The 22,312-nt window shown below is 72.5% G+C and carries 21 protein-coding genes; 13 read left to right on the top strand and 8 right to left on the bottom strand.

What is annotated here, in order from left to right:
* The first annotated feature begins 20 nt into the window (after positions 1 to 20).
* Genes ACZ7OU_RS28550 through ACZ7OU_RS28520 form a run of 7 tightly spaced genes read left to right on the top strand, consistent with a single transcriptional unit; the run spans position 21 to position 6,642 of the window.
* Positions 21 to 1,028 carry an Lrp/AsnC family transcriptional regulator gene (locus tag ACZ7OU_RS28550; protein WP_470257494.1) on the top strand — a complete coding sequence of 336 codons (1,008 nt, stop codon included), beginning with the start codon at positions 21 to 23 and terminating at the stop codon, positions 1,026 to 1,028.
* Positions 1,025 to 1,912: a polysaccharide deacetylase family protein gene (locus ACZ7OU_RS28545; protein WP_470236991.1), complete on the top strand. Its 888-nt coding sequence runs from the start codon at positions 1,025 to 1,027 to the stop codon at positions 1,910 to 1,912. The genes ACZ7OU_RS28550 and ACZ7OU_RS28545 overlap by 4 nt, the downstream gene beginning before the upstream one ends.
* Positions 1,909 to 3,192, top strand: a complete 1,284-nt coding sequence (locus ACZ7OU_RS28540; protein WP_470236992.1) for an MFS transporter — start codon at positions 1,909 to 1,911, stop codon at positions 3,190 to 3,192. Before ACZ7OU_RS28545 ends, ACZ7OU_RS28540 begins: the two co-directional genes overlap by 4 nt.
* Entirely contained in the window at positions 3,192 to 3,971 is a 780-nt protein-coding gene (locus ACZ7OU_RS28535; RefSeq protein ID WP_470257493.1) for an SDR family NAD(P)-dependent oxidoreductase, read from the top strand. Before ACZ7OU_RS28540 ends, ACZ7OU_RS28535 begins: the two co-directional genes overlap by 1 nt.
* The gene (locus ACZ7OU_RS28530; RefSeq protein ID WP_470257492.1) at positions 3,964 to 4,950 is read left to right on the top strand and encodes a ketopantoate reductase family protein; all 987 of its coding nucleotides are present in this window, start codon (positions 3,964 to 3,966) and stop codon (positions 4,948 to 4,950) included. Before ACZ7OU_RS28535 ends, ACZ7OU_RS28530 begins: the two co-directional genes overlap by 8 nt.
* Positions 4,947 to 6,086, top strand: a complete 1,140-nt coding sequence (locus tag ACZ7OU_RS28525; protein WP_470257491.1) for a M20 family metallopeptidase — start codon at positions 4,947 to 4,949, stop codon at positions 6,084 to 6,086. The genes ACZ7OU_RS28530 and ACZ7OU_RS28525 overlap by 4 nt, the downstream gene beginning before the upstream one ends.
* 22 nt (positions 6,087 to 6,108) lie before the next feature.
* Positions 6,109 to 6,642 carry a pyridoxamine 5'-phosphate oxidase family protein gene (locus ACZ7OU_RS28520; protein WP_470257490.1) on the top strand — a complete coding sequence of 178 codons (534 nt, stop codon included), beginning with the start codon at positions 6,109 to 6,111 and terminating at the stop codon, positions 6,640 to 6,642.
* 10 nt (positions 6,643 to 6,652) lie between these two features.
* Here the strand turns inward: ACZ7OU_RS28520 and ACZ7OU_RS28515 are convergent, their stop codons facing one another.
* Positions 6,653 to 8,092, bottom strand: a complete 1,440-nt coding sequence (locus ACZ7OU_RS28515; RefSeq protein ID WP_470257489.1) for an FAD-dependent oxidoreductase — start codon at positions 8,090 to 8,092, stop codon at positions 6,653 to 6,655.
* A gap of 4 nt (positions 8,093 to 8,096) precedes the next feature.
* Positions 8,097 to 9,005, bottom strand: a complete 909-nt coding sequence (locus ACZ7OU_RS28510) for an AurF N-oxygenase family protein (protein ID WP_470257488.1) — start codon at positions 9,003 to 9,005, stop codon at positions 8,097 to 8,099.
* 206 nt (positions 9,006 to 9,211) lie between these two features.
* Between ACZ7OU_RS28510 and ACZ7OU_RS28505 the strand changes: the two genes are divergently transcribed.
* Entirely contained in the window at positions 9,212 to 10,759 is a 1,548-nt protein-coding gene (locus ACZ7OU_RS28505; RefSeq protein WP_470257487.1) for an adenylate/guanylate cyclase domain-containing protein, read from the top strand.
* Here the strand turns inward: ACZ7OU_RS28505 and ACZ7OU_RS28500 are convergent.
* Positions 10,756 to 11,757: a zinc-dependent alcohol dehydrogenase gene (locus tag ACZ7OU_RS28500; RefSeq protein ID WP_470257486.1), complete on the bottom strand. Its 1,002-nt coding sequence runs from the start codon at positions 11,755 to 11,757 to the stop codon at positions 10,756 to 10,758. The two genes, ACZ7OU_RS28505 and ACZ7OU_RS28500, sit on opposite strands and share 4 nt — an antisense overlap.
* Before the next feature lie 70 nt (positions 11,758 to 11,827).
* On the opposite strand from ACZ7OU_RS28500, the gene ACZ7OU_RS28495 reads away from it, so the two are divergent.
* From ACZ7OU_RS28495 to ACZ7OU_RS28485, 3 genes are all read left to right on the top strand, one after another.
* Positions 11,828 to 12,421 (top strand): TetR/AcrR family transcriptional regulator, encoded by a 594-nt coding sequence (locus ACZ7OU_RS28495; RefSeq protein ID WP_470257485.1) that lies wholly within the window; start codon positions 11,828 to 11,830, stop codon positions 12,419 to 12,421.
* Complete coding sequence (locus ACZ7OU_RS28490; RefSeq protein WP_470257484.1) at positions 12,418 to 14,037, top strand: CocE/NonD family hydrolase; 1,620 nt, start codon at positions 12,418 to 12,420, stop codon at positions 14,035 to 14,037. Before ACZ7OU_RS28495 ends, ACZ7OU_RS28490 begins: the two co-directional genes overlap by 4 nt.
* Positions 14,038 to 14,126: 89 nt before the next feature.
* The gene (locus tag ACZ7OU_RS28485) at positions 14,127 to 16,064 is read left to right on the top strand and encodes a DNA/RNA non-specific endonuclease (RefSeq protein WP_470257483.1); all 1,938 of its coding nucleotides are present in this window, start codon (positions 14,127 to 14,129) and stop codon (positions 16,062 to 16,064) included.
* Here ACZ7OU_RS28485 and ACZ7OU_RS28480 read toward each other — a convergent pair.
* Both ACZ7OU_RS28480 and ACZ7OU_RS28475 read right to left on the bottom strand, forming a co-directional pair.
* On the bottom strand, positions 16,059 to 16,877 hold the full coding sequence (locus tag ACZ7OU_RS28480) for a DUF427 domain-containing protein (protein WP_470257482.1): 819 nt from the start codon (positions 16,875 to 16,877) through the stop codon (positions 16,059 to 16,061). The two genes, ACZ7OU_RS28485 and ACZ7OU_RS28480, sit on opposite strands and share 6 nt — an antisense overlap.
* Positions 16,878 to 16,941: 64 nt before the next feature.
* Positions 16,942 to 18,453: an FAD-dependent monooxygenase gene (locus ACZ7OU_RS28475; protein WP_470257481.1), complete on the bottom strand. Its 1,512-nt coding sequence runs from the start codon at positions 18,451 to 18,453 to the stop codon at positions 16,942 to 16,944.
* A 99-nt stretch (positions 18,454 to 18,552) separates the two neighbouring features.
* On the opposite strand from ACZ7OU_RS28475, the gene ACZ7OU_RS28470 reads away from it, so the two are divergent.
* Positions 18,553 to 19,275: a TetR/AcrR family transcriptional regulator gene (locus ACZ7OU_RS28470; protein WP_470257480.1), complete on the top strand. Its 723-nt coding sequence runs from the start codon at positions 18,553 to 18,555 to the stop codon at positions 19,273 to 19,275.
* Positions 19,276 to 19,429: 154 nt separating this feature from the next.
* Here ACZ7OU_RS28470 and ACZ7OU_RS28465 read toward each other — a convergent pair whose 3' ends face one another.
* Positions 19,430 to 20,098, bottom strand: a complete 669-nt coding sequence (locus tag ACZ7OU_RS28465; protein ID WP_470257479.1) for a GntR family transcriptional regulator — start codon at positions 20,096 to 20,098, stop codon at positions 19,430 to 19,432.
* A gap of 22 nt (positions 20,099 to 20,120) precedes the next feature.
* On the opposite strand from ACZ7OU_RS28465, the gene ACZ7OU_RS28460 reads away from it, so the two are divergent.
* A complete protein-coding gene (locus tag ACZ7OU_RS28460; protein ID WP_470257478.1) occupies positions 20,121 to 20,537 on the top strand; it encodes a VOC family protein in 417 nt (138 codons plus the stop codon).
* On the opposite strand, the gene ACZ7OU_RS28455 is transcribed toward ACZ7OU_RS28460, so the two are convergent.
* A complete protein-coding gene (locus ACZ7OU_RS28455; RefSeq protein WP_470257477.1) occupies positions 20,517 to 21,506 on the bottom strand; it encodes a TerC/Alx family metal homeostasis membrane protein in 990 nt (329 codons plus the stop codon). The genes ACZ7OU_RS28460 and ACZ7OU_RS28455 overlap by 21 nt on opposite strands.
* A gap of 94 nt (positions 21,507 to 21,600) precedes the next feature.
* Entirely contained in the window at positions 21,601 to 22,275 is a 675-nt protein-coding gene (locus ACZ7OU_RS28450; protein WP_470257476.1) for a TetR/AcrR family transcriptional regulator, read from the bottom strand.
* Positions 22,276 to 22,312 lie beyond the last annotated feature (37 nt).

Raw genomic sequence — 22,312 nt, 5'->3', positions numbered from 1 at the left:
CTGCACGCAGGATGCCTCCTGTGCAGATCGAAGGCAAAGCGACCGAACTGGACCGCCGCATCGTCGCCGCGCTCCAGCTCAACGGCCGGGCGTCCTGGGGCGCCATCGCCCGGCACGTGAGCGCCAGTGAGTCCACCGTCCTCCGGCGGGCCGAAAAGCTCACCGAGAGCGGCCGGCTCCGGGTCATCGGGGTCGTCGACGTGCTCCGGTGCGGCCTCGGCGTGCCCGTCATCGCCCGGCTGAAGTGCCGCCCCGGTGCGGCCGCCGCCGTCGCCGATGCCCTCGCCGCCCGGCCCGACGTCCGGTACGCGACCGTGCTCGCCGGGAGCGCCGACTGCTCCGCCGAGTTCGTCCTGCCGTCCTACGCCGACATCGCCGCCTTGCAGGAGAACGGTTTCCCCGCCGCCGAAGCGATCCGGGACGCCGAGACCTTCGCCGTCATGCGGACCTTCACCTCCAACCACGACTGGGACTCCGGCGAACTGAGCCCCGAGACCGCGAAGGAGCTGCGCGGCGGCGACGTCCGTCCGTTCGAGGAGCAGCACTGGGAGCGTCCGCCCGAGCAGCTCGACGAGCTCGACCTCGCGATCTGCGCCGTCCTCGGCGAGGACGGGCGGGCACCCTTCAAGGAAGTGTCCAAACAGGTCGGCACCAGCGAGTCCACGGTGGCCCGCCGGGTCGATTCGCTGGTACGCCGGGGCTGTCTGCGGTTCCGGACGCTCGCCGAGCCCGCGATGTTCGGCTACGCGCTCGAGTTCATGCTCTGGCTCTCGGTCGTCCCCGGCGAGCTCGACCGCGCCGGGCAGCAGCTCGCCGCCCACCCCGGGACGAAGTACCTCAGCGCCACCACCGGCCGCTTCAACCTCGTCGGCCAGATCGTGCTGCGCCACTACGGGGAGCTCTACCGCCACACCACCGACGTCGTCGGCGCGCTGCCCGGGCTCCGGGAGGCCGACGTGACCCTGCAGGTTTCGACGCTCAAGCGCGCGTGGGCCCCGACGCCCGCCGCCAGCTTGGAGGACGCATGACGGAACAACCGTGGCAGTGGGACGAACAGACGTGGCGCGGACACGTCGAGCACGTCCGCGCCGGACGCGCGCTGCGCCCGGCGTCGTGGCCCGGCGGCGCGAAGGTCGCCGTGGCCCTGTCCTTCGACTCCGACCACGAGACGCCCGCCCTGCGCGACGGCGACGTCCTGCCCGGCAAGATGGCCCAGGGCGAGTACGGCGCCCGCGTCGGCGTGCCGCGCATCCTGAAGCTGCTGCGGCAGCACGACGCGCCCGCGTCGTTCTTCATGCCCGCCGTGTCCGCGCTGCTGCACGACGGTGAAGTCAAGTCCTATGTGGACGACGGCCACGAAGTCGCGCTGCACGGCTGGATCCACGAACGCAACACCGCGCTCACCCAGACCGAGGAGCGCGACCTCGCCTTCCGCGCCGCCGACGTCCTGGAACGTCTCGCGGGCACCCGGCCGGTCGGGATCCGGACGCCGTCCTGGGACTTCTCCGCGCACACCCTCGCCATCACGCGCGAGCTGGGCCTGAAGTACGACTCGTCGCTGATGGCCGACGACGACTGCTACGAGCTGATCGAAAACGGTGAGCCCACCGGCGTCGTCGAGCTGCCGGTCGAGTGGATCCGCGACGACGCGCCGTACTTCATGATGGACCGGTTCGCCTCGCTGCGGCCCTACACCCCGCCGCGCGGAGTCCTCTCGATCTGGCTCGACGAGTTCGACGCCGCCCTCGCCGACGGCGGCATCTTCCAGCTGACCATGCACCCGCACATCATCGGCCACCGCTCGCGGATCGCGATCCTGGCGGACCTCCTCGACCACATCTCCGGCCACGACGGCGTCTGGTTCGCCACGCACGCCCAGATCGTCGACCACGTCCTGAAGGAGCGGTCATGACCACTGTGGACACCGTCGTCAGCCACCGCTTGACGGCGCGGCAGCGCAAGGCGATCGTCGCCGGCGCCGTCGGCAACACCGTCGAATGGGTCGACTGGGCCGTCTACGCCACGTTCGCCCCGGTCTTCGCCGGCCAGTTCTTCGCCGGTGGCAACGAGACCACGGCCCTGCTGTCCACTTTGGCCGTCTTCGCCGTCGGGTTCGTCATGCGGCCGATCGGCGGCGCCGTGCTCGGCGCGTACGCCGACCGGAGGGGCCGCAAGAAGGGCCTGACGCTCACCATCTCGCTGATGGCCGGAGCGTCGATCGTCATCGCGGTCTGCCCGACGTACTCCGCGATCGGCGTGCTGGCCCCGATCGTGCTGCTGCTGGCCCGGCTCGTGCAGGGCTTCTCCGCGGGTGGCGAGTTCGGCTCGTCGTCGGCGTTCCTCATCGAGTCGGCCGCGCCCGGACGCCGCGCGTTCGCCGGATCCTGGCAGCAGGTCTCGGTCGGTCTCGGCTCGCTGCTCGCCGCGCTGATGGGGACGATCCTCAACTCGACGCTGTCCGACGCCGACCTGCGCGGCTGGGGCTGGCGGCTCGCGTTCGGCCTCGCCGGGCTGCTCGGCCTGGTCGGCCTGTGGCTGCGGGTCTCGGTGCAGGAGACCGAGGCGTTCACCAAGATCGCCGCGAAGCCGCGGCGCAACCCGGTCGTCGCGATGCTGCGCGACCACCCGAAGGCCGCGCTGCGCGTCGCCGGCGTCACCATCGCCGGGACGCTGATCTACTACGTGTGGGTCTCCTACATGCCGGCCTACGCCCACCTGGCCACCGGCATCCCGCTGAAGACGGCGCTGCTGGCCAACACCCTCGCCATGGTCGTGTTCATCGCGCTGCTGCCCTTCGGCGGCCTGCTGTCCGACCGGCTCGGGCGCAAGCCGACGATGACGATCTTCGCCGGCGGGTTCGTGGTGTTCGCCTGGCCCGCGTTCCACTTCCTGGGCAACAGCTTCTGGAGCGTGTTCGTCATCGAGCTGATCGGGCTGGTCCTGATCGTCGGGTACTCGGCGAACTGCGCGGTGATCATGGCCGAGCAGTTCCCGCCGGAGGTCCGCACCACCGGCATCGGCCTGCCGTACGCGCTCGCCGTGGCGATCTTCGGCGGGACCGCGCCGTACGTCACGACCTGGCTGAACGCGAACCACCTCGGCAACCTCGTGTGGGTCTACGTCGCGGCCGCCGCGCTCATCGGCGTCGCGGTCTACCTCACCATGCCGGAGACGAAGGGGAAGGTGCTGTAGTGCGGACCGTGCTCGTCACCGGCGCCGGCGGTGGCATCGGCGCCGCGATCGCGGCCCGGTTCGCCGCGCCGGGAGACCGTCTCGTCCTGTCCGACCTTCGCGCGGCGGAACTGTCCACAGTGGCGGCCCGGTTGCCCGGTGAGGTCGTCGAACTGCCCGGCGACCTCGCCGACGCGGACTACGCCGAAGGGCTCGTCGACCGGGCCGGGGCGGTCGACGTCCTGGTCAACGCCGCCGGGATCTACCCCGCCACTCCCCTGCTCGACATGACCGCGGCGATCTGGGACCGCGTGCAGGACGTCAACGTGCGGGCCGCGCTGCTCACCACTGTCGCTTTCGGACGCGCGCACGCCAAGGCCGGGACCACCGGCGCGGTCGTCAACATCTCCTCCGGCGCGGCGACCCGGGCCCGCCCCGGGGCCGCGCACTACGCGACGTCGAAGGCCGCGCTGGAGATGGTCACCAAGGCGTGCGCGGTCGAGCTGGGCCCGCACGGTATCCGCGTGAACGCCGTGAGCCCGGGCTTCGTCACCGTGGACAGCGACGCGAACCCGGTCACCGAGGCCTACGCGGCGGCGGTGTCGGTCAACCCGCTCGGCCGGCGCGGCGAGCCGCGCGAGATCGCCGACGCGGTGTTCTGGCTCGCCGGTCCCGAAGCCGGCTGGATCTCCGGTGCCGTCCTGCGCGTCGACGGCGGTTCGACCGCGGGCGCGGCCGGCCTTCCCTTGCACTGGGCCGGGGAGACCGCCGTGCAACAAGGAGAGGAAGCACATGTCTGACCGGCGCTCGTACACCGTGGTCGGCGGCGGCGCGATCGGCGGGACACTCGCGTTCCACCTCGCGCGGGCCGGGCACCCGGTGTCCATCGTGGACGCCGACCCGGCGCACGTGGCGGCGATCGCGGACCGCGGCCTCACCCTGCGCCGCCCCGACGGCGACGAGACGGTCGACCTGCCCGCCTTCCTCCCGGACGACGCCCCGCCGGTGCTCGGCCGGGTCCTGCTGGCCGTCAAGGCCCAGGCAACCGAGACAGTGCTGCCGTGGCTCACCCCGCGACTGGCGAACGACGGCTTCGTCGTCTCACTGCAGAACGGGCTCAACGAAAGCCTGATCGCCTCGCACGTCGGTCCGGAAAGGACGGTCGGGGCGTTCGTGAACCTCTTCGCCGACGTCGTCGAGCCCGGCGTCGTGCGGGACGGCGGCCTCGGCGCGCTGGTCGTCGGCGAGCCCGACGGCCGGATCACCGACCGCGTCGAAGAGGTCGTCGCGGATCTGCAGGCGTGGGGGCCGGCGAAGGCGACCGCCAACGTCGAGGGCTACCTGTGGGCGAAGCTCGGCTTCGGCGCGATGCTCACCACGACGGCGCTGGCCGACGCGCCGATGGCCGATCTGATCGACCGGCACCGGCCGCTCATGCACGCGCTCACCGCGGAGGTGTTCGCCGCGGCCGGCGATCGCACGCTGGAGCCGTTCGACCAGTTCGACCCGGCCGCCTACCTGCCGGGCGCGACCGGGCGCGACGCGGCCACCGACCGCCTGGTCGCGTGGCTGCGGACCCAGCCCAAGGACCGCAGCGGCATCTGGCGCGACATCGCCGTCCGGCACCGCCCGGTCGAGGTCCACCACCACTACGCGCCCGTGCTCGCGACGGCGGACGTCCCCTTGCTGCGTGCGATGCTGACGAGGCTGCGTGACGTCGAGACCGGCGCCGCCGCGATGTCCGAAGACCACCTGAGCGAACTGGAGCGAGCGCTGTGATCCGCGAACTGCACGAGTGGGTGCGCACGCACCGCGACGAACTCCTCGACGACGTCGCGACCTACGTCGGCATCGAGACACCCAGCGACGACAAGTCCGCTTTGGACCGCGGACTGTCCTGGGTGGACGGCTGGCTGCGCGAGCGGCTCGGCGCACCCGGGAACGTCCGGGACGTCGACGGCGGGCGGTACGGCGACATCAAGGTCTACGACTTCCCCGGCGCCGGCGAGCCGGTGCTCCTGCTCTGCCACTACGACACGGTGTGGCCGCTGGGCACACTCGCCGCATGGCCGTTCACTGTGGACGGTGACCGCGCGACCGGGCCCGGCATCTTCGACATGAAGTCGGGTCTGGTGCACGCGGTGTGGGCGTTGCGCGCGCTCGACGCGGCCGGGCTGCCGCGCCCGGCCGTGCGGCTCGTGCTCAACGGCGACGAGGAGATCGGCAGCCCCGCGTCCCGTCCGGTGATCGAGGAGGCCGCCGCGGGGACGCGCGCGACGCTGGTGTTCGAGGCGAGCGCCGACGGCGCGGTGAAGACCGCACGCAAGGGCGTCGGCCTGTTCCGGGTGCACACGACGGGCGTCGAGGCGCACGCCGGGCTCGACCCGGCGAAGGGTGCGAGCGCGATCGACGAGCTGGCGCGGGCGATCCTCGCACTGCACGGACTGTCCGATCCGGACGCCGGCACCACGGTGAACGTCGGCGTGATCACCGGGGGCACCCGCCAGAACGTGATCGCGGGCGCGGCGTCCGGCGAGATCGACGTCCGCGTGTCCAGCGCGGCCGAGGCGGCCCGCATCGACGCGGGCCTGGCGGCGCTCGCGGCGCACGACTCCCGGGCGAAGGTCGAGGTGACCGGTGGCTGGAACCGGCCGGTGATGGAACGGTCGGAAGCCATCGCACGGCTGTACGAGCTGGCCCGCGAGGAGGCCGCGGAACTGGGCGTCACGCTGCGGGAGTGCTCGGTCGGCGGCGCCAGCGACGGCAACTTCGTGGCGGCGCTGGGCCACCCGGTCCTGGACGGCTTCGGCGCGGTCGGCGACGGCGCGCACGCCCGCCACGAGCACATCAGTGTAGAGGGGATGATGGAACGCACCGCGCTGGCGGCCGCCGTCCTGCACCGGCTGGCCGGATAGCGGCCAACCGAACGGAGTGACGATGGAAACCCGGCTCGACGAACGGTTCAGCGACCCCGGCACCGAGGCCACCCGCTGGGCCGAAACGGTCCACGCACTCGAAAACGCCCAGATCAGCTGGCTCACGACGGTGCGCGCCGACGGCCGGCCGCACGTGACTCCGCTGGTCGCGGTGTGGCTCGACGGTGCCCTCCACTTCAGCACCGGCAAGACCGAGCAGAAGTACCTCAACCTGACCGCTAACCCGAACGTCGTGCTGACCACCGGCCGCGACTCGTGGGACGACGCCCTGGACGTGGTGGTCGAGGGCGTCGCCCGGCGCGTCACGGACCGCCCGACGCTGGAGCGTCTCGCCGAAGCCTGGCTGGCCAAGTGGGACGGCAGCTGGGTCTACGAGACGACCGACGAGGGGTTCCGGCAGGGCGGCCACGACGACGTCGCGGTGTTCGCGGTCGAGCCCGCGAAGGTCCTGGCCTTCGGCCGGAAGCGGACAAGCCCTTCGGACACCTCGATGCTGTCCACTGTGGAATTCACCCACACCAGCCACCGGCCCTGACCGGACCGGCTCAGCGGCGGAGCAGCCCGCGCCGCCGGGTCCGCAGCCGACCGGCGACCGCGTCGTCCAGCAGCGCGCCCACGGTCTCCCGGGCGCACGCCTTGTTGGCGCCGATCCCGCCCGACGGGCCGCGCTTGATCCAGCCCGCCACGTAGGTCCCCGGCTCGACCCGCCCGGAAACGTTCGGCACGGTCCCCGTGTCCGCGTCGAACGGCAGTCCCGGCACCGGCGCGCCCCGGAACCCGGCGGCCCGCACGACGCGGCCGGCGACGATCTCGACGTCGCCGGTCACGCGGACGCCGCGGACCTCCGTGTCGCCGGTGAACTCCAGCGGCGAAGAGTGGAACCGCAGCACGATCCGCCGTCCGTCCGGGAGCGGCGACGACCAGTCCACCGCCACGCGGGGCAGCCCGCTCAACCACGCGGCTTTCCCCTCCCCGGCGTCGATCGCCGCACCGATCCGCGGGTCGTGCGCGTCCACGACGAGGTCGCCCCGCGCCGCCAGCGCGAGCAGTTCCGGCCGCGTGTACGCCGCGTCCTCCGGCCCGCGCCGGGCCAGCACCACGACCTCGCGCACCTTGCTCGACCGCAGCCGGGCCAGCGCCGCGGGGGCGATCGCGGTCCCGGCCAGCGATTCGGGCGAGGCCGTCAGGATCCGGGCGATGTCGAGGGCGACGTTGCCCGTCCCCACCACGACCACGCGCTCGGCCGAGAGGTCCACGGCGTCCGGCGCGATGTCCGGGTGGCCGTTGTACCAGCCGACCACCGAAGCGGCCGGGAGGCTGCCGGGCAGGTCTTCGCCGGGGACGTCCAGGCGACGGGCTTCCGTGGCCCCGACCGCGTAGATGACGGCGTCGTGCCGGTCGGCCAGCTCGGGACCGGCCTCGGTGCCGAGCCGCAGCCGCAGGCGGGGGTGGTCGTGGAACCGCGCGAACGTCTCGGCGATCTTCTTCGTCGACGGGTGGTCGGGCGCGACGCCGTAGCGGATCAGGCCGCCGGCCGTGGCCAGCCGGTCGATCAGCGTGACCCGGGAACCCGTGTGCAGCAACAGGTCCTCGACGGCGTACATGCCGGCCGGGCCGGTGCCGACGACCGCGACGTCCAGCGCCGCGAAGTCACTCGGGAGGACCCGGGCGAACTCCGGCGGGGACCAGCGGTGGAAGTTCGGGGCGGCCGTCGCTTCGGCGAGCACGTCCCGGCCCGCGTAGTACTCCGCGTTGATCTCCTCGTAGACCTTCAGCGGCCCGGTCAGGTCGCCGGCCGGGAAGATCGCGTCGACCGGGCACGCGTCGGCGCAGGCGCCGCAGTCGATGCACGTGGCCGGGTCGACGTAGAGCATCTCGGTGCGCCCGAAGTCCGGCTCGTCCGGCGTCGGGTGGATGCAGTTGACCGGGCACACCGACACGCAGGACGCGTCGGCGCAGCAGGTCTGGGTGATCGCGAAGGCCATGACGTCAGATCAGGTTCGCGCGCTTGTAGAACCACAGCGCGGGCTTGGTGAGCAGCCCGGCGGAGTGCAGGAACTCCATCAGCCCGGAGCAGCTCGACCGCAGCATCGACTTGTGGTGCTCGTTGGCCTTCGCCTCGCGGCGCCCGCGCTTGCCGTCGAGCCCGGCGTTCTCGTAGACCTTGCCGTTGACCATGCTGCCGACGATGACGTAGGACGCGATCGCGACGACCAGCGCGTTGACCTGCCGCCGCACCCAGCCGGCGCCCTCGAGCCGCTGGCGGGTCTCCTCGCGCGCGAACTTCATGTGGCGCGACTCTTCGACGACGTGGATGTTGTTGATGGTCCGGACGAACGGGACGACGCGCTCGTCCCGCATCCAGTCGCGCTGCATCACGTCGAGGACCTCTTCGGCCACGAGGATCGCCGCGTAGGCCACCTCGCCGGTCGCGGTCGCCTTGAAGATCCGGCCGGCCTCGACGACGAACTTGCGCGGCCGGTACGCGGGCGCGCGCAGCTTCGCCGCGCCGCGGGCGAACATGATCGAGTGCCGGCACTCGTCGGCGATCTCCGTCAGCGCCCACTGGAACGCGGGGTCGGTCGGGTCCTTGGCGTAGAAGTCCCGCAGGATCATCTGCTGCAGGATCATCTCGAACCAGATCCCGGTGCTGGCCACCGACGCCGCCTCCTGGCGGGTCAGCTCGCGCTGCTGCTCCGGCGTCATCTCGGCCCAGTAGGACGTGCCGTAGAGCGTGCTCCACTCGGGGCTCGCACCGTGGTAGCCCGTGTCCAGCGGCGTCTCCCAGTCGACCTCCTTGACGGGGTCGTAGGAGAGCTGCTCCGCCGAGTCCAGCAGCCGGCGCGCGGTGGTCTCGCGCTCAGTCACGCCCGCTTCGCGTTCGCTGGTGCTGGTCATCGCCGACCTCCTTGACAGGTGTTACCCGAGTTCACTGTTACCAACCGTAACACATACCGGGCCCAGTACACACCCGTCGGCTCAAGGACGGCGAAAGGTCGCTCGGCGGGACAGTCGTCAGCCACTCGGAGGCGTGAACCGGCTCGCAGGCCCTGGACGCGTCGGTGTACATTCGTTCACTCAATCGCGTCGAACGGCGGGAACCGGTGCATTCACGAAGCGACATCCCCACCCGGTCCGGGCCGTTCGGCTCCGGGCTGCTCGGGCCCCTCGACCAGGACGTCACCGTACTGCGGCGGCGGGTCCAGCGCCTGCTCACCGCCACCCTGATCGCCACGAACGTCATCGGCGCGCTGGTGGTCGTCGGGCTCGCGGCGCTGCTCATGCCCGCCCCGGGCATGTCCGCCGACCTCGTGCGGGTCACGGCGGTCGCGGTGCCGGTCTACGTCGTGTCGGCGGTCGTCGCCGGCACGCTCTGGGGCACCCGCGGGGCGCTGCGGACCCTGCGCTGGGCCGCCGAACGACGCCGGCCGACCGAAGCCGAGCGCGTCGCCAGCCTGCGCGTTCCCCTGCGCCTCACGCTCATGCAGGCCGTCCTGTGGGGTGTGGCGACGGTGGTCTTCGCCGCGCTGGCCGTACTCCGGCAGCCCGCCGTCGCGCTGACCGTCTTCCTCGTCGTCGCGTTCGCGAGCGTTGTGGTGTGCGCGATCGCCTACCTCTCCGGCGAGTTCGCCCTGCGGCCGTACGCGGCCCGCGCTCTCGCCGGGACCGCGCCGCCGCGCCCGCTCAGCGGCGGCGTCAACCTGCGGATGCTGCTGTTCTGGTGCCTGGGCACCGGGGTGCCGGTGGCCGGGCTGGTCGTCACGGCGGTGCTGGCCTGGATGCGCGGCGACGTCTCGACGACGAAGCTCGCCGTGTCGGTGATCGCGCTCGGCCTGGTCGTGCTGTGCTTCGGCCTGCTGGTCACCGTGTTCACCGCCCGCGCGGTCGTGAACCCGATCGCCTCGGTCCGCGACGCGCTCGGCCGCGTCCGGGCCGGCGAGTTCGACGTGGCCATCCCGGTCTACGACGGCACCGAGCTGGGCCTGCTGCAGGCCGGGTTCAACGACATGGCGGCCGGACTGGCCGAACGGGAACGGATGCGCGACCTGTTCGGCCGGCACGTCGGCCACGAGGTCGCCGTCGAGGCCATGCGCACGTCCGAGCTCGGCGGCACGGTCCGCACGGTGTCGGTGCTGTTCGTCGACCTCGTCGGCTCGACGGCGCTGGCCGCGAGCCGGCCGCCCGAGGAGGTCGTCGGCCTGCTCAACCGGTTCTTCGCGGTGGTGGTCGACGAGGTCGACCGGCACCACGGGCTGGTCAACAAGTTCGTCGGCGACGCCGCGTTGGCGGTCTTCGGGGCGCCGGCGCCGCTCGGCGACCACGCGACGTGCGCGCTGGCCGCCGGCCGCGCGATCGCCCGCCGCCTGGCGCTCGAAGTGCCGGACGGCCCGGCCGGCATCGGCGTCGCGACCGGCGACGCGGTGGCGGGCAACGTCGGCGACCCGCGCCGGTTCGAGTACACGGTGATCGGCGACCCGGTCAACGAAGCCGCCCGGCTGACCGAGCTGGCGAAGAACGCACCGGGCCGTCTGCTGGCGTCGTGGACGGCCGTCGAGGCCGCGGCGGCGGAGGAAGCGGGCCAGTGGCGGGCCACCGAGGACGTCACCCTGCGCGGGCGCAGCCGCCCGACGACGCTGGCCTCACCGCGCTAGAGCCGCGGGTCGATGTGGACCTTCGGAGCGCCGAACCGCTCGCCGGCGAGCACCGCGCCGACCCGGTCCAGCGCGACGGTCGCCCCGACCAGCGGGCGCGGGTCCACGGTCCCGGCGGCGTAGGCGGTGATGGTGTCCGCCAGCCCCGGTGACGCGGACAGCACCCCGATCGCGGTGACGTCCTTCAGCACCAGCGCGCGGCTGTCGAGCAGGCTGGGACGGCCGGACAGTCCGATGTAGACGACCCGGCCCGCCGGTTCCACCAGGTCCAGCGCCAGCGCGGGCGAATCGGGCGCACCGGTGGCGTCGACGACCGCGTCGAAAGGCAGGTCGGGGAGCGTCTCGCGGGTCCAGACGTGCTCGAACCCGAGACCGCCAGTGCTGCCGGCGAGGCCGAGGAGGTGGACCTCGGCGCCCGCGGCGCGCAGGAACATCGCGGTGAGCAGGCCGATCGTTCCCGGGCCGAGCACGAGGGCCCGGTCGCCGGCACCGGCCCCAGCCGCCCGCGCGGCCCGCAAGGCATTGCCTCCGGGCTCGACCAGGGCACCCAGCGCGGCGTCGACCGCATCGGGCAGGACGTGCAGCGACCAGGCGGGAACGGCGAGCTTCTCGGCCAGCGCACCCGCCCGCCCGCCGCGGATGCCGACCTCCTGCCGTCGCTCGCAGGTGTGCTGGTGCCCCTTCCGGCAGCGGCGGCACGTCCGGTCGCCGAGCATGGTGTCCCCCATGACCCGCCGCCCGAGCCACGCGGGGTCGACGCCCGGTCCGACGGCGGAGACGGTGCCGCACCATTCGTGCCCGAGCCGCATCGGGTAGGCAGCGTGGCCCTGGTGCAGGTAGGCCATCTCCCCGGTGAAGAACTCGACGTCGGTGCCGCAGACCCCGGCCCGTTCGACGTCGACGACGACCTCCCCCGCGTCGGCCCGCGGCACGGGGACCTCGTGGACGGCCCCCTGGCGCGGCCCGGTGAGCACGAAGGCCCGCATGGTCGAAGACATGACGGCATGCTCGCACAAGGCCGTTGCCGAACACTTGCCATTTTCTTGACACCTGTCCATTATCGAGGCCATGCGGGCCGACTGGACGACCGAAGCTCCCGTCAAGGACCGGCGGGTGCGCCGGTCGCGTGCGGCGTTGATGCGGGCCGCCGTCGAGCTCGTCTCCGAACGGGACTCCGCCGCCGTCGCGGTCTCCGAGATCGCCGAGGCAGCTGACGTGAGCCGCCAGGTGCTCTACCAGCAGTTCGGCGACCGCGACTCGCTCGTCCTCGAGGCCGCGCAGGACCTCGTCCGGCGGGAGCTGCTCGCCGAGCCACCCGGCGACGAACGCGCGTCGCTCCTGGCCTTGGCCGAGCACTTCGCCGCGCACCGCCGCTTCTACCGCGCCCTCCTGACCGGAGCGTCGGCGTTCGCCTTCACCGAGGCGCTGACCGGCCTGTTCCTCCCGCTCAACCGGCGGCACCTCGGGCGCGCGTTCGGCGACGTCCTCGACCCGCGCGGGATCGAGGACCTGGCCACGTTCCTGACCGGCGGGGCCGGCGCGGTCGTCAACGCGTGGGTCGTCGACGGGCCGGAGCCCCTCGACCCGGACGAGTTCACCGACCGGCTGATGCGGATCCGCTCGGTCGTCACCTCGATGATCACGAAGGAGGCCGACCGGTGATCAGCCGTCTCTTCGAGCGTCTGCTGAAGCTGCCCGCCCCGGCGACCCGGAAGCTGGTCGTCCAGCGCGACCTGCGCGTCCCGATGCCCGACGGCGCCGAGCTGCTCGCCGACCGGTGGGCGCCGCGCGCGGGCGGGGACGGCCTGCCGACGGCGCTGGTGCGCAGTCCCTACGGCCGCAAGGGTGCCTTCGGTGCGCTCTTCGCCCGGCCGCTGGCCGAACGCGGCTTCCAGGTGCTGATCCAGAGCACCCGCGGCGGCTTCGGCTCCGGCGGCGTCTTCGACCCGCTGCGGCAGGAGCGCGAAGACGGCCTCGCGACGCTGGACTGGGTCGTGCGGCAGCCCTGGTTCGGCGACGCGATGGTGCTCGTCGGGGCCAGCTACCTCGGCTACGTCCAGTGGGCGGTCGCGGATCGCCTGCCGCCGCAGGTGAAGGCGATGATCCCGCACGTCACCGAGTCCGGGCTGACGCTGGAGTTCCTGCGGGAGGACGGCCTTTCGCTGGAGACACCGTTCGGCTGGGGCGTCCAGGTCGCCGTCCAGGAGCGGCGGTTCGGGTTGCTCCGGCAACGCGGCCAGGCGAAGAAGCTGGAGCGGGCGCTGGGCACGCTCCCGCTCGCCCAGGCGGACGTCGTCGCGATCGGCCACCGCTCGGACTACATCCAGGACGTCCTGGCGCACAACGAAAACCACCCCCGCTGGGCGGAGATCAACCATCGGCCGCGCGTCGCCGACGTCACCGTGCCGGTGAGCTCGATCGGCGGCTGGTACGACATCTTCCTGCCCGGTCAGCTGCGCGACTTCCGGACGTTGCAGGACGCGGGACGACGGCCCCGGCTGACGGTCGGGCCCTGGACCCACGCGGGCCGCCCCGACCTGCTCGCCGGCGCGGGCCTCACCGTCCGGGAAGCCTTGGAGTTCGGGCTCGCGCACGCCCGCGGCGAGGAGCCGCCCGAGCGAGCGCCGGTCCGGTTGTTCGTCATGGGCGAGGAAGCCTGGCGCGACTTCGCTTCCTGGCCACCGGAAGGCTATGCCCCGCAACGGTTCCACCTCCAGCCCGGCGGCGCCCTCGCCGCGGACGCGCCCGGCGCGTCGGAGCCCGATCGCTACCGCTACGACGCGGCGGACCCGACGCCCGCGGCCGGCGGGGTGCGGATGGCCCCGGACGCCGGACGGGTCGACAACGCGACCCTCGAAGCCCGCGCCGACGTCCTCACCTACACCACGGCCGCGCTCGACGACGACGTCGAGGTCATCGGAGACGTCAGCGCGGAGATCTGGTTCCGCAGCAGCCTGCCCTTCGCCGACGTGTTCGTCCGCCTCTGCGACGTCGATCCCGGCGGCCACTCGTCCAACGTCTGCGACGGGCTCGTCAGCCTGACGTCAGCTGACGAACTGGCCGCCGTCACCGTGCGGATGTGGCCGACGGCGCACCGGTTCCGGCGCGGGCACCGCATCCGGGTCCAGGTGTCGAGCGGCGCGTTCCCGCGCTTCGCCCGCAATCCCGGTACCGGGGAGCCCCACGCCACGGCGGTCACCCTGCGCGCGGCGGACCAGGAGGTCCACCACGACGCGGCCCACGCGTCGGCGATCGTGCTCCCGGTTCGGTTGGTGTGAAAACAATCTTCGCCGAATCGGCCGGAATCCTGTAACGCGTCCCGGCGAAACCCGACTTACGCCATGTTTCCGGCCGCCGGGGAGGCATCGTGGACGTGACGACGGACCGACAGTCCGAACAGGAGCGGGCCACGGCCGCGCGCGCCGCGGAGCGCACCGGCGAACGGCACGCGAAGATCGCCTTGCTGCGCAAGCCCGGCGGGATCGCCGAGGCCGACGAGCCCAGCCGCGTCGCCACCCGGATCGACCGGCTCGGCCGTTACTACCCCGACGTCCGGCCGGTGAACCCGGCGGCCATCGCGGCCGGCGACCCGGCGGCGATGACCGCCGCGGGCGCCATCCTCGAACGGATCGTGCTCACTGACGACCTGCTCGGCGTGGGGTACCTCGAAGGCGGCGTCACGGCGTCGGCCGCGATCGGCCGGGTCAACATCCGCGACGGCCGCGGCCGGCTCACCGGCTACGGCACCGGGTCGATGATCTCCCCGGATCTGCTGCTCACCAACCACCACGTGCTGCCGGACGCCGCCACGGCCGGGTCCAGCGTCATCGAGTTCGACTACCAGGACGGCGTCGACGGCCTGCCCCGGCCGGTGCGGGCGTTCGGGCTCGACCCGGACCGCTTCTTCGTCGCCGACGAGGACCTCGATTTCGCGCTGGTGGCCGTCAAGGCGACCGCGGACGAACTGCGGCCCTTCGGGTTCAACCGGCTGATCGGCAGCGAGGGCAAGGCGATCGTCGGCGACTTCGTCACCATCATCCAGCACCCGCGCGGCGGCAAGAAACAGGTGGCGCTGCGGGAAAACCGGATCGTCGACGTCCTCGAGAAGTTCCTGCACTACGAAACCGACACCGAACCCGGGTCGTCGGGCTCGCCGGTGTTCAACGACCAGTGGGAGGTCGTGGCGCTGCACCACGCCAGCGTCCCGGCCGAGGGCCACGCGGAGTACGGCGGTTTCCTCAACGAGGGAATCCGCGTCAGCCGGCTGCTGGAGTTCTTGCGCGGGCAGCGGTTCACCGCGGCGAAGCAGGCTCTGCTCGACCGGCTCGCCACCCGGCCCGAGCGCGGCACGCCCGCCCAGCCCGACGGCGCTCCGCAGGTGCTGACGCTGACGATGCCCGTCGACATCCGGCTGCGCGCCGAACCGCCCGCGTCGCCGGAGACCATCCGGATCGACCCGGACTACTCGAACCGCGAGGGCTACGACCCGGACTTCCTGCCCGGGCACACCGTGCCGCTGCCGGTTCTGTCCGACGCGCTCGCCGCGCTGGCGGCGACCAACCGGCAGGCGGCGGGCGAGCCGCGGTACGTCCTGCCGTACCACCACTTCAGCGTCGTCATGAACAAGGTGCGGCGCCTGGCGTTCTTCACGGCCGTCAACATCGACGGGCGCACCAGCCAGTCCCTGCGTCGCGAGACCGACCGCTGGTCGCTCGACCCGCGCGTGGACGCCGGCGAGCAGGTCGGCGAGGAGATCTACCGGGCCAACCCGCTCGACCGCGGGCACCTGGTCCGCCGCCTCGACCCGGCGTGGGGCGCGACGGCCGCCATCGCCCAGCTCGGCAACGACGACACGTTCCACTTCACGAACTGCTCGCCGCAGCACGAGGACTTCAACCAGAACAAGACGACGTGGGCCGGGCTCGAGGACTACGTGCTCAACAATGCGGACAACGCCGACCTCAAGGTCACGGTGGTGACCGGCCCGGTGCTCGCCGAGGACGACGACCGCTACCGCGGGGTGCAGCTGCCACGCCAGTTCTGGAAGGTCGTCGCGATGGTCAAGGCCGACGGCACCCTCTCGGCGACGGCGTACCTGCTGAGCCAGGAGGAGCTCATCCACGGGCTCGAGTCGTCGGGCGAGTTCGACTACGGCGCGTATCGCACGTACCAGGTGCCGGTGCGCCGGATCGCCGACTTGACCGGGCTCTCGTTCGGCGCGCTCCCGGACGCCGATCCATTGGAGCGCTTGGAGTCGACCGGCTCGGCGCGGGAGATCGGGAGCGCGGACGACCTGCTGCTATGACCACGGCGTCACGGGACGCGGCAGACGCTCGCCGTCCAGGACGACGTCCACGCGTTCGGTGAGGAAGGCGATGTACCCGGCGACGTCCCGCGCGTCGGACAGCGGCTCGTCGTAGGTCCAGGCGAGATCGCGGTGCGCGCCGACCGACCAGTAGCCCGCGTGGCCCTTGTAGGCGCAGGTGGTGCGCGTGTCCGACGGCGTGAGCAGGTCCATCCGGACGTCTTCGCGCGGCAGGTAGTAGCGGGTGGTGATGCCGGTTTCGAACAGCAGGCGGGGCGCGGCCGAGTCGGCCACGACGACGCCGTCCACCTCGATCCGCACCCGGCTGTCACTGCGCCGGACGTCGATGCGCGCGAACGGGTCCCGCGGGTGGCCGACGATCGGTTCGGCCTCCTCGAGCCACTCGTCGAAGGCCGCGAAGTCGAGGACGACGTGCTGCGCCAGGTCGTCGTCGGCGAAACGGAAGCCCGCGCCCGGCAGGGTCACGCCGTCGCTGTCGAGGGTCAGCGGCTCGCCCGGGCAGGTGTGCACGGCGAAGGCGGTCCGCGGGTCGAGGACCGGCGGGCCGCCTTCGGCGAGCTGGACCGGGTGTTCCGGCGCCGACGCGTCGTCCGACGGGGTCAGCGTCGCGCGGAGGTCCGGCAGGGGGAAGGCGTAGGACGGGACAACCCTCTTCGGTTCCCAGACCAGCACCGCCCGCCGCGAGTCGGCGAACGTCCGTCCACCCGCGACGGCGCGGACGCGCTTCGCCACGGGTTCGTAGCGCAGTTCGGCGAGGTCACCGGTGAACCGCGCGCCCATGCGTGTCGCCATGGGTCCCACGATCCGCGCCGGCGGGCGGTGCCGTCAACACCCGCCCGCGCCACGCGCGGTGGTCTTACCCGGCCGGGCCGAGCCAGGTCGTCATCGCCGCGCGAAGCTCCTGCTCGTCCAGGTCGCCGACCGAAGCCCACGCCAGGTAGCCGTCCGGACGGACGAGCGCCGTCAGCCGCTGGTCGGGGAACGCCAGTGGCCGGGCCGTCTCCACGCGGACCCGGCTCCCCCATCCCGCCGCGACCGGCGCCGCCGCGGTGTCCGCGTCCAGCAGCACCGCGCGGCCGTCGCGGAACCGGGTCGCCAGGGTCGTTCCGTCGTCCAGGGCCAGGTCCGGCACCCGGTGGCCGATCAGCGGGAAGTCGCCCGGGATGTCGTAGTGCTGCCAGCCGCCGCCGATGCTCGAGACCACGTGAGTCGCGCCGTCCGGGGTGTCGAGCAGGTCGGTCAGCACCCCGTACAACGCCTCGGCCCGAGGTCCGCGCGACGCGCTCAGCGCCGTCTGCGCCATGCTCCACCGCTGCACCCACGCGCCGATCGGGTGCCGTTCCGGCGTGTAGGTGTCCACCAGGGACTCCTGGGCGAGGCCGCGCGCGACGAGCGCGAGCTTCCACCCGAGGTTGACCGCGTCCCCGATCCCCAGGTTGAGTCCCTGCCCGCCCGCGGGCGAGTGCACGTGGGCGGCGTCGCCGCAGAGCAGCACCCGGCCACGCCGGTAGGTCGTGGCCTGCCGGGTGGTGTCGGCGTACCGCGTGCCGACGTGCACGCGCGTGACCGCGACGTCGGTGCCGCTGACCCGGCGCAGGCTGGCCTGCATCTCCTCCGCCGTCACGGGCGTGTCCCGGTCGGCGGACACCTCGTACTCGACGGTGTGCACGCGCGGCGGCCCGTCGCCGTCCGCCCAGCCGCCGATGACGTACGAGCCGTGGTCGCCGTGCTGCCAGCCGCCCGCGACGAGCTTCTCCGGCGCGTCGAGGTCGACGACCGCCTGCCGGCCGGTGAAGACGGGATCCACGCCCGGGAACTCGAACCCGGCCAGGCGCCGCACGGTGCTGCGGCCGCCGTCGGCGCCGACCAGCCAGCGGGCCCGGACCTCACCCTGTCCGGTGTGGACGGTCACGCCGTCGCCGTCCTCGTCGAACCTGGTCAGCGCGACGCCGCGCCGGACTTCGACGTCCGCCCACGCAAGGAAGATCTCTTCCAGCTCGGCCTGGCTGATGACACCCGCGCCGAAGAACTCGTCACCCGGACCCGGCGGCTTCAGCCGATCGGCCCGGATGCCGATCCCGGCGAAGTGCCCGACGAAGACGTCCCCAGCTCGGTTTCCGGGCGGCGGCAGTGTGCCCGGGCCGACCCACATCGCCGCGGCGCGTTCGACGGCGGGCAGCAGGCCGCGCAGGTGCAGCGCGTGCACCGACGGCGTGTTGAGCGCCCGCGCGCCCATCGAGCCGAAGCGCGCCGGCGGTGTCTCGGTCTCGCGCTCCAGGACCAGCACCCGGGCGCCGCCCAGCCGGAGCTCGCCCGCCAGCAGCAGGCCGACCGGGCCGCCGCCGGCCACCACCACGTCGAAGTCCATCTTCGCCCCAAAACCCGGAACAGCGTACTCAGTAAGTGCCACGGTAGCGAACTGGGTACAGTGTTCGCAATAAATTCGCGACAACGAGGGAGGTGTGCGGTGCCGGCGAACGACCAGCCACCGCTCTGGCTGCGTCCCGAGCACGGCACGCGCGGCCCGAAGCCCGCCCACAGCCGGCGCGACGTCGCCCTCGCGGCGATCCGGATCGCCGACGCCGAAGGCCTCGACGCCGTCTCGATGCGCCGCGTCGCGGCCGAGCTCGGCGCCGGCACGACGTCGCTCTACCGGTACGTGTCCAAAAAGGACGAGATGCTGGAGCTGATGGGCGACGAGGTGATGGCCGAGCTGCGCGAGGCGACGCTGCCCACCGGCTGGCGCGACGGCCTCCGCGCGATCGCTTGCCGGTTGCGAGAAGTCGGGCTGCGACACCCGTGGCTCCCGACGGTGGCGGCGGGCCGCGCGATCCACGGCCCGCACAGCCTCCGTTGGCGCGAGCGGACGCTGTCGGCGTTCGACGGAATGGACCTCGGCACGGACGAGATGCTCGCCGCCCTGGGCACGCTGTCGGCGTTCGTCCTCGGCCACGTGATGAGTGAGCTTGCCGACCGGGAGGCGGCCCGGCGTTCGGGACTCAGCCACGACCAGTGGATGGAGCGCGAGGGCGAGTACGGCCCGATGATCATGAACAGCGGCGAGTACCCCCGTTTCACGCGGGTGATGATCGAGGCTGAACTGCCGCACGCGGCGGACCGCCAGGACCGGGGTTTCGAGGCTGGGCTGGACCGGGTGCTGGCGGGGATCGCCGCTCACCTGCCGGGCTGATCCCGGCGACACCGACCCGGCGCGACTCCCCGGCGAGGGAGATCGCCGCCCAGCTGCCGGGTTGATCCCGGCGATGCCGCACCGGCCTCACCCCGGCGAGGCTGGATCGCCGCCCCACCAGCCGGGGGTCATAGCGGCGACACCGCTCCCGGCCTCACTCCTCGGCGAGGCCCGGCGACGGCCGCCCGGTGAGGATGTCGAACGCGTGCTGCCGGTGCGTTGCGAACAGCTCCAGTGCCGCCTCCCGGTCGCCCGCCCGGAGTGCGTCGACCAGCTGCCGGTGTTCGGCGGGGATGCCCGTCAGATAACCGTCCGTATCGACTCCGATGCGGGTCAGCAGAAACAAGTGGACCTGGGACCGGATCGCCAGCCACGCCTCACCCAAGCGCCGGTGCCCGGCCGCCTCGTAGATCGCGTCGTGGAACTCCAGGTCGCGGCGGACCATCTCGTGCGCGTCGGCTGCCCGTTCCATGCGCGCCACGGCGGCGTCGACCGCGTCCAGGCCGGGAGCGCGGTCGATCACCAGCCCCACCGCGAGCTGCTCCAGCGCCGCCCGCAGGCTGTCCAGCTCGGCGACGTCCACTTCGGACAGTGACGTCACCGTCGTCCCCCGGTGCCACTCGCTGCGGACGAGCCCTTCGCGGTCCAGCTTGAGCAGCGCCTCGCGCACCGGCCCGCGGCTGACGCCCAGCGCGTTCGCCAGCTCCACCTCGCGCAGCTGGCTGCCGGGCGCGTACGTGCCGTCGAAGATCGCGTCGCGGATGCGGTCGGCCACCTCGTCGGCGAGCCCGCGCCGGCGGGCGGGGGCCACTTGAGCACTCATGTCGTAATGTTAACATCATGACATGACCATCCCCCGCTTCCACCTCGCCATGCCGGTCGACGACCTCACCGCCGCCCGCCACTTCTACGGTGACGTCCTCGGCCTCGCCCAGGGCCGCAGCGCCGACACCTGGGTCGACTGGAACCTGCACGGCCACCAGTTCGTGACGCACCTGGCACCGGAACGCCCGCAGCGCGTCCACAACCCCGTCGACGGCCACGACGTGCCGGTGCCGCACTTCGGCCTGATCCTCGAGGTCGACGCGTTCAAGGCACTCGCCGAACGGCTGCGCGCGGCGGGAACGCAGTTCGTGATCGAGCCGTACGTCCGCTTCGAAGGCCAAGCCGGCGAACAGTGGACGATGTTCCTGCTCGACCCCGCCGGGAACGCCCTGGAGTTCAAGGCCTTCGCCGACGACTCACAGGTCTTCGCGGTCTGACGACCCCCGCAACGATCCCGGGTGCGCCTTCGCGGCCGGGTCGCGCCGGGTCTTGAGCAGGCTGGCGACCGTCACGACGACCAGGACGCCGATGATCACCGCCAGGCTCACCGGCGTGGCGATCTCCGGGACGCGCTCGTCGATGTCGACGTGCGCCCAGTGCAGGATCAGCTTCACCCCGATGAACGCGAGGATCACCGCGAGCCCGGCCGAGAGGTACACGAGCCGGTCGAGCAGGCCCTTCACCAGGAAGTACAGGGCCCGCAGGCCGAGCAACGCGAACGCGTTCGCGGCGAACACGACGTACGGCTCCTCGGTGACGCCGAAGACCGCCGGGATCGAGTCGAGGGCGAACAGGAGGTCGACGCCGCCGATCGCGACCAGGACCACCACCAGCGGGGTCACCATCCGGCGGCCGCCGGCGCGGGTGAGCAGCCGGCCGCCGTCGTAGGCGTCGGAGACCGGCAGGATGCGCTTGGCCGTCCGGACCACGACGTTGTGCTCGATGTCGGGGTCGGCGTCGCGGTGCCGGAACAGCTGCACGCCGGTGTAGATCAGCAGCAGCCCGAAGAGCAGGAACATGAACGAGAACAACGCGAGGAGCGTCGCGCCGAGGACGATGAAGATCCCCCGCATCACCAGCGCGAGGATGATCCCGAACGTGAGCACCTTGTGCTGGTGCTCCTCCGGGACGGCGAACGTCGTCATGATGATCACGAACACGAACAGGTTGTCGACCGAGAGGCTCTTCTCGACGATGTACCCGGCGAAGTACTCGGTGCCGAGCTCACCGCCGTGGGCCATGGTCAGCCAGACGCCGAACGCCACCGCGACCAGGATGTAGCCCACCGACCACGCGACGGCTTCGGCGAACCCGACCCGGTGCGGCCGGAGCGCGGCGAGCACGAGGTCGACCGCGAGCAGCGCCAGCACGACGCCGATGGTGACCACCCAGGTGCCGACACCCATCCGCTCCCCCGCTCCCGTGTTTGCCGCGATCGTAAGGGCCGGGCCGCGAACGCGCACCAGGAGTCCACTGTGGATACTTCAAGCCGTGGACGGCTCAGCCGAGGTTCGCCGCCGCCAGCTCGGTGTGCGGGTCGAGCTCGAGGCCGCCGGCGCGCAGGGTGTCGTCGACGATCCGCCAGACCCAGCGCGCCAGCAGCGCCGCCAGCTCGGCGCGGTCGACGCCGCGCGGGTTCTCCAACCAGCGCGAGGTGCTCGACTCCACCAGGCCGACCAGCCCGTAGGCGACCGCTTCGCACACGCGGGTGTCCACTCCGAACAGTCCGAGGTAGTGCTCGAACACGACCGTCAGCTGCCGGGCGATCGCGGACTTGCCGTCGGCGAAGACGTCGGGAGCGCCGTCGACCGCGTGCCGGGTCAGGTAGCGGTAGAGCGAGCCGTGCTCGGCCAGCCAGTGGGTGTGCGCGCCGATCGCCGTCCGGATCAGGTCCATCGGCGTGCCGCTCGGGTTCCACAGCGGCGCGAACTCCGCGGTGATCAGCTCCGCGACCCGGACGGCGATCGCGTGCTGCAGGTCGGCGGCGCCGTCGAAGTGCCGGTAGAGGCGCGTGCGGGCGACGCCGGCTTCGTCGGCGATCTGCTCGGTGGACACCTCGGGCCCGTGCCGCGCGATCGCGCGCAGGCCCGCTTCGACGAATTCGCGCCGACGGCGGTCGCGCTGACCGGCCCACCGGGCGGCGCGGCCGTCGGGCGGGCGGTCCGTCGACGTCATCGGCCGGAGTGTACCGGCGGGCCGCTATAGCGTACGA

The sequence above is a fragment of the Amycolatopsis sp. NPDC114505 genome (assembly GCF_055633615.1).
This window is presented reverse-complemented; position numbering and strand designations above follow the sequence as displayed.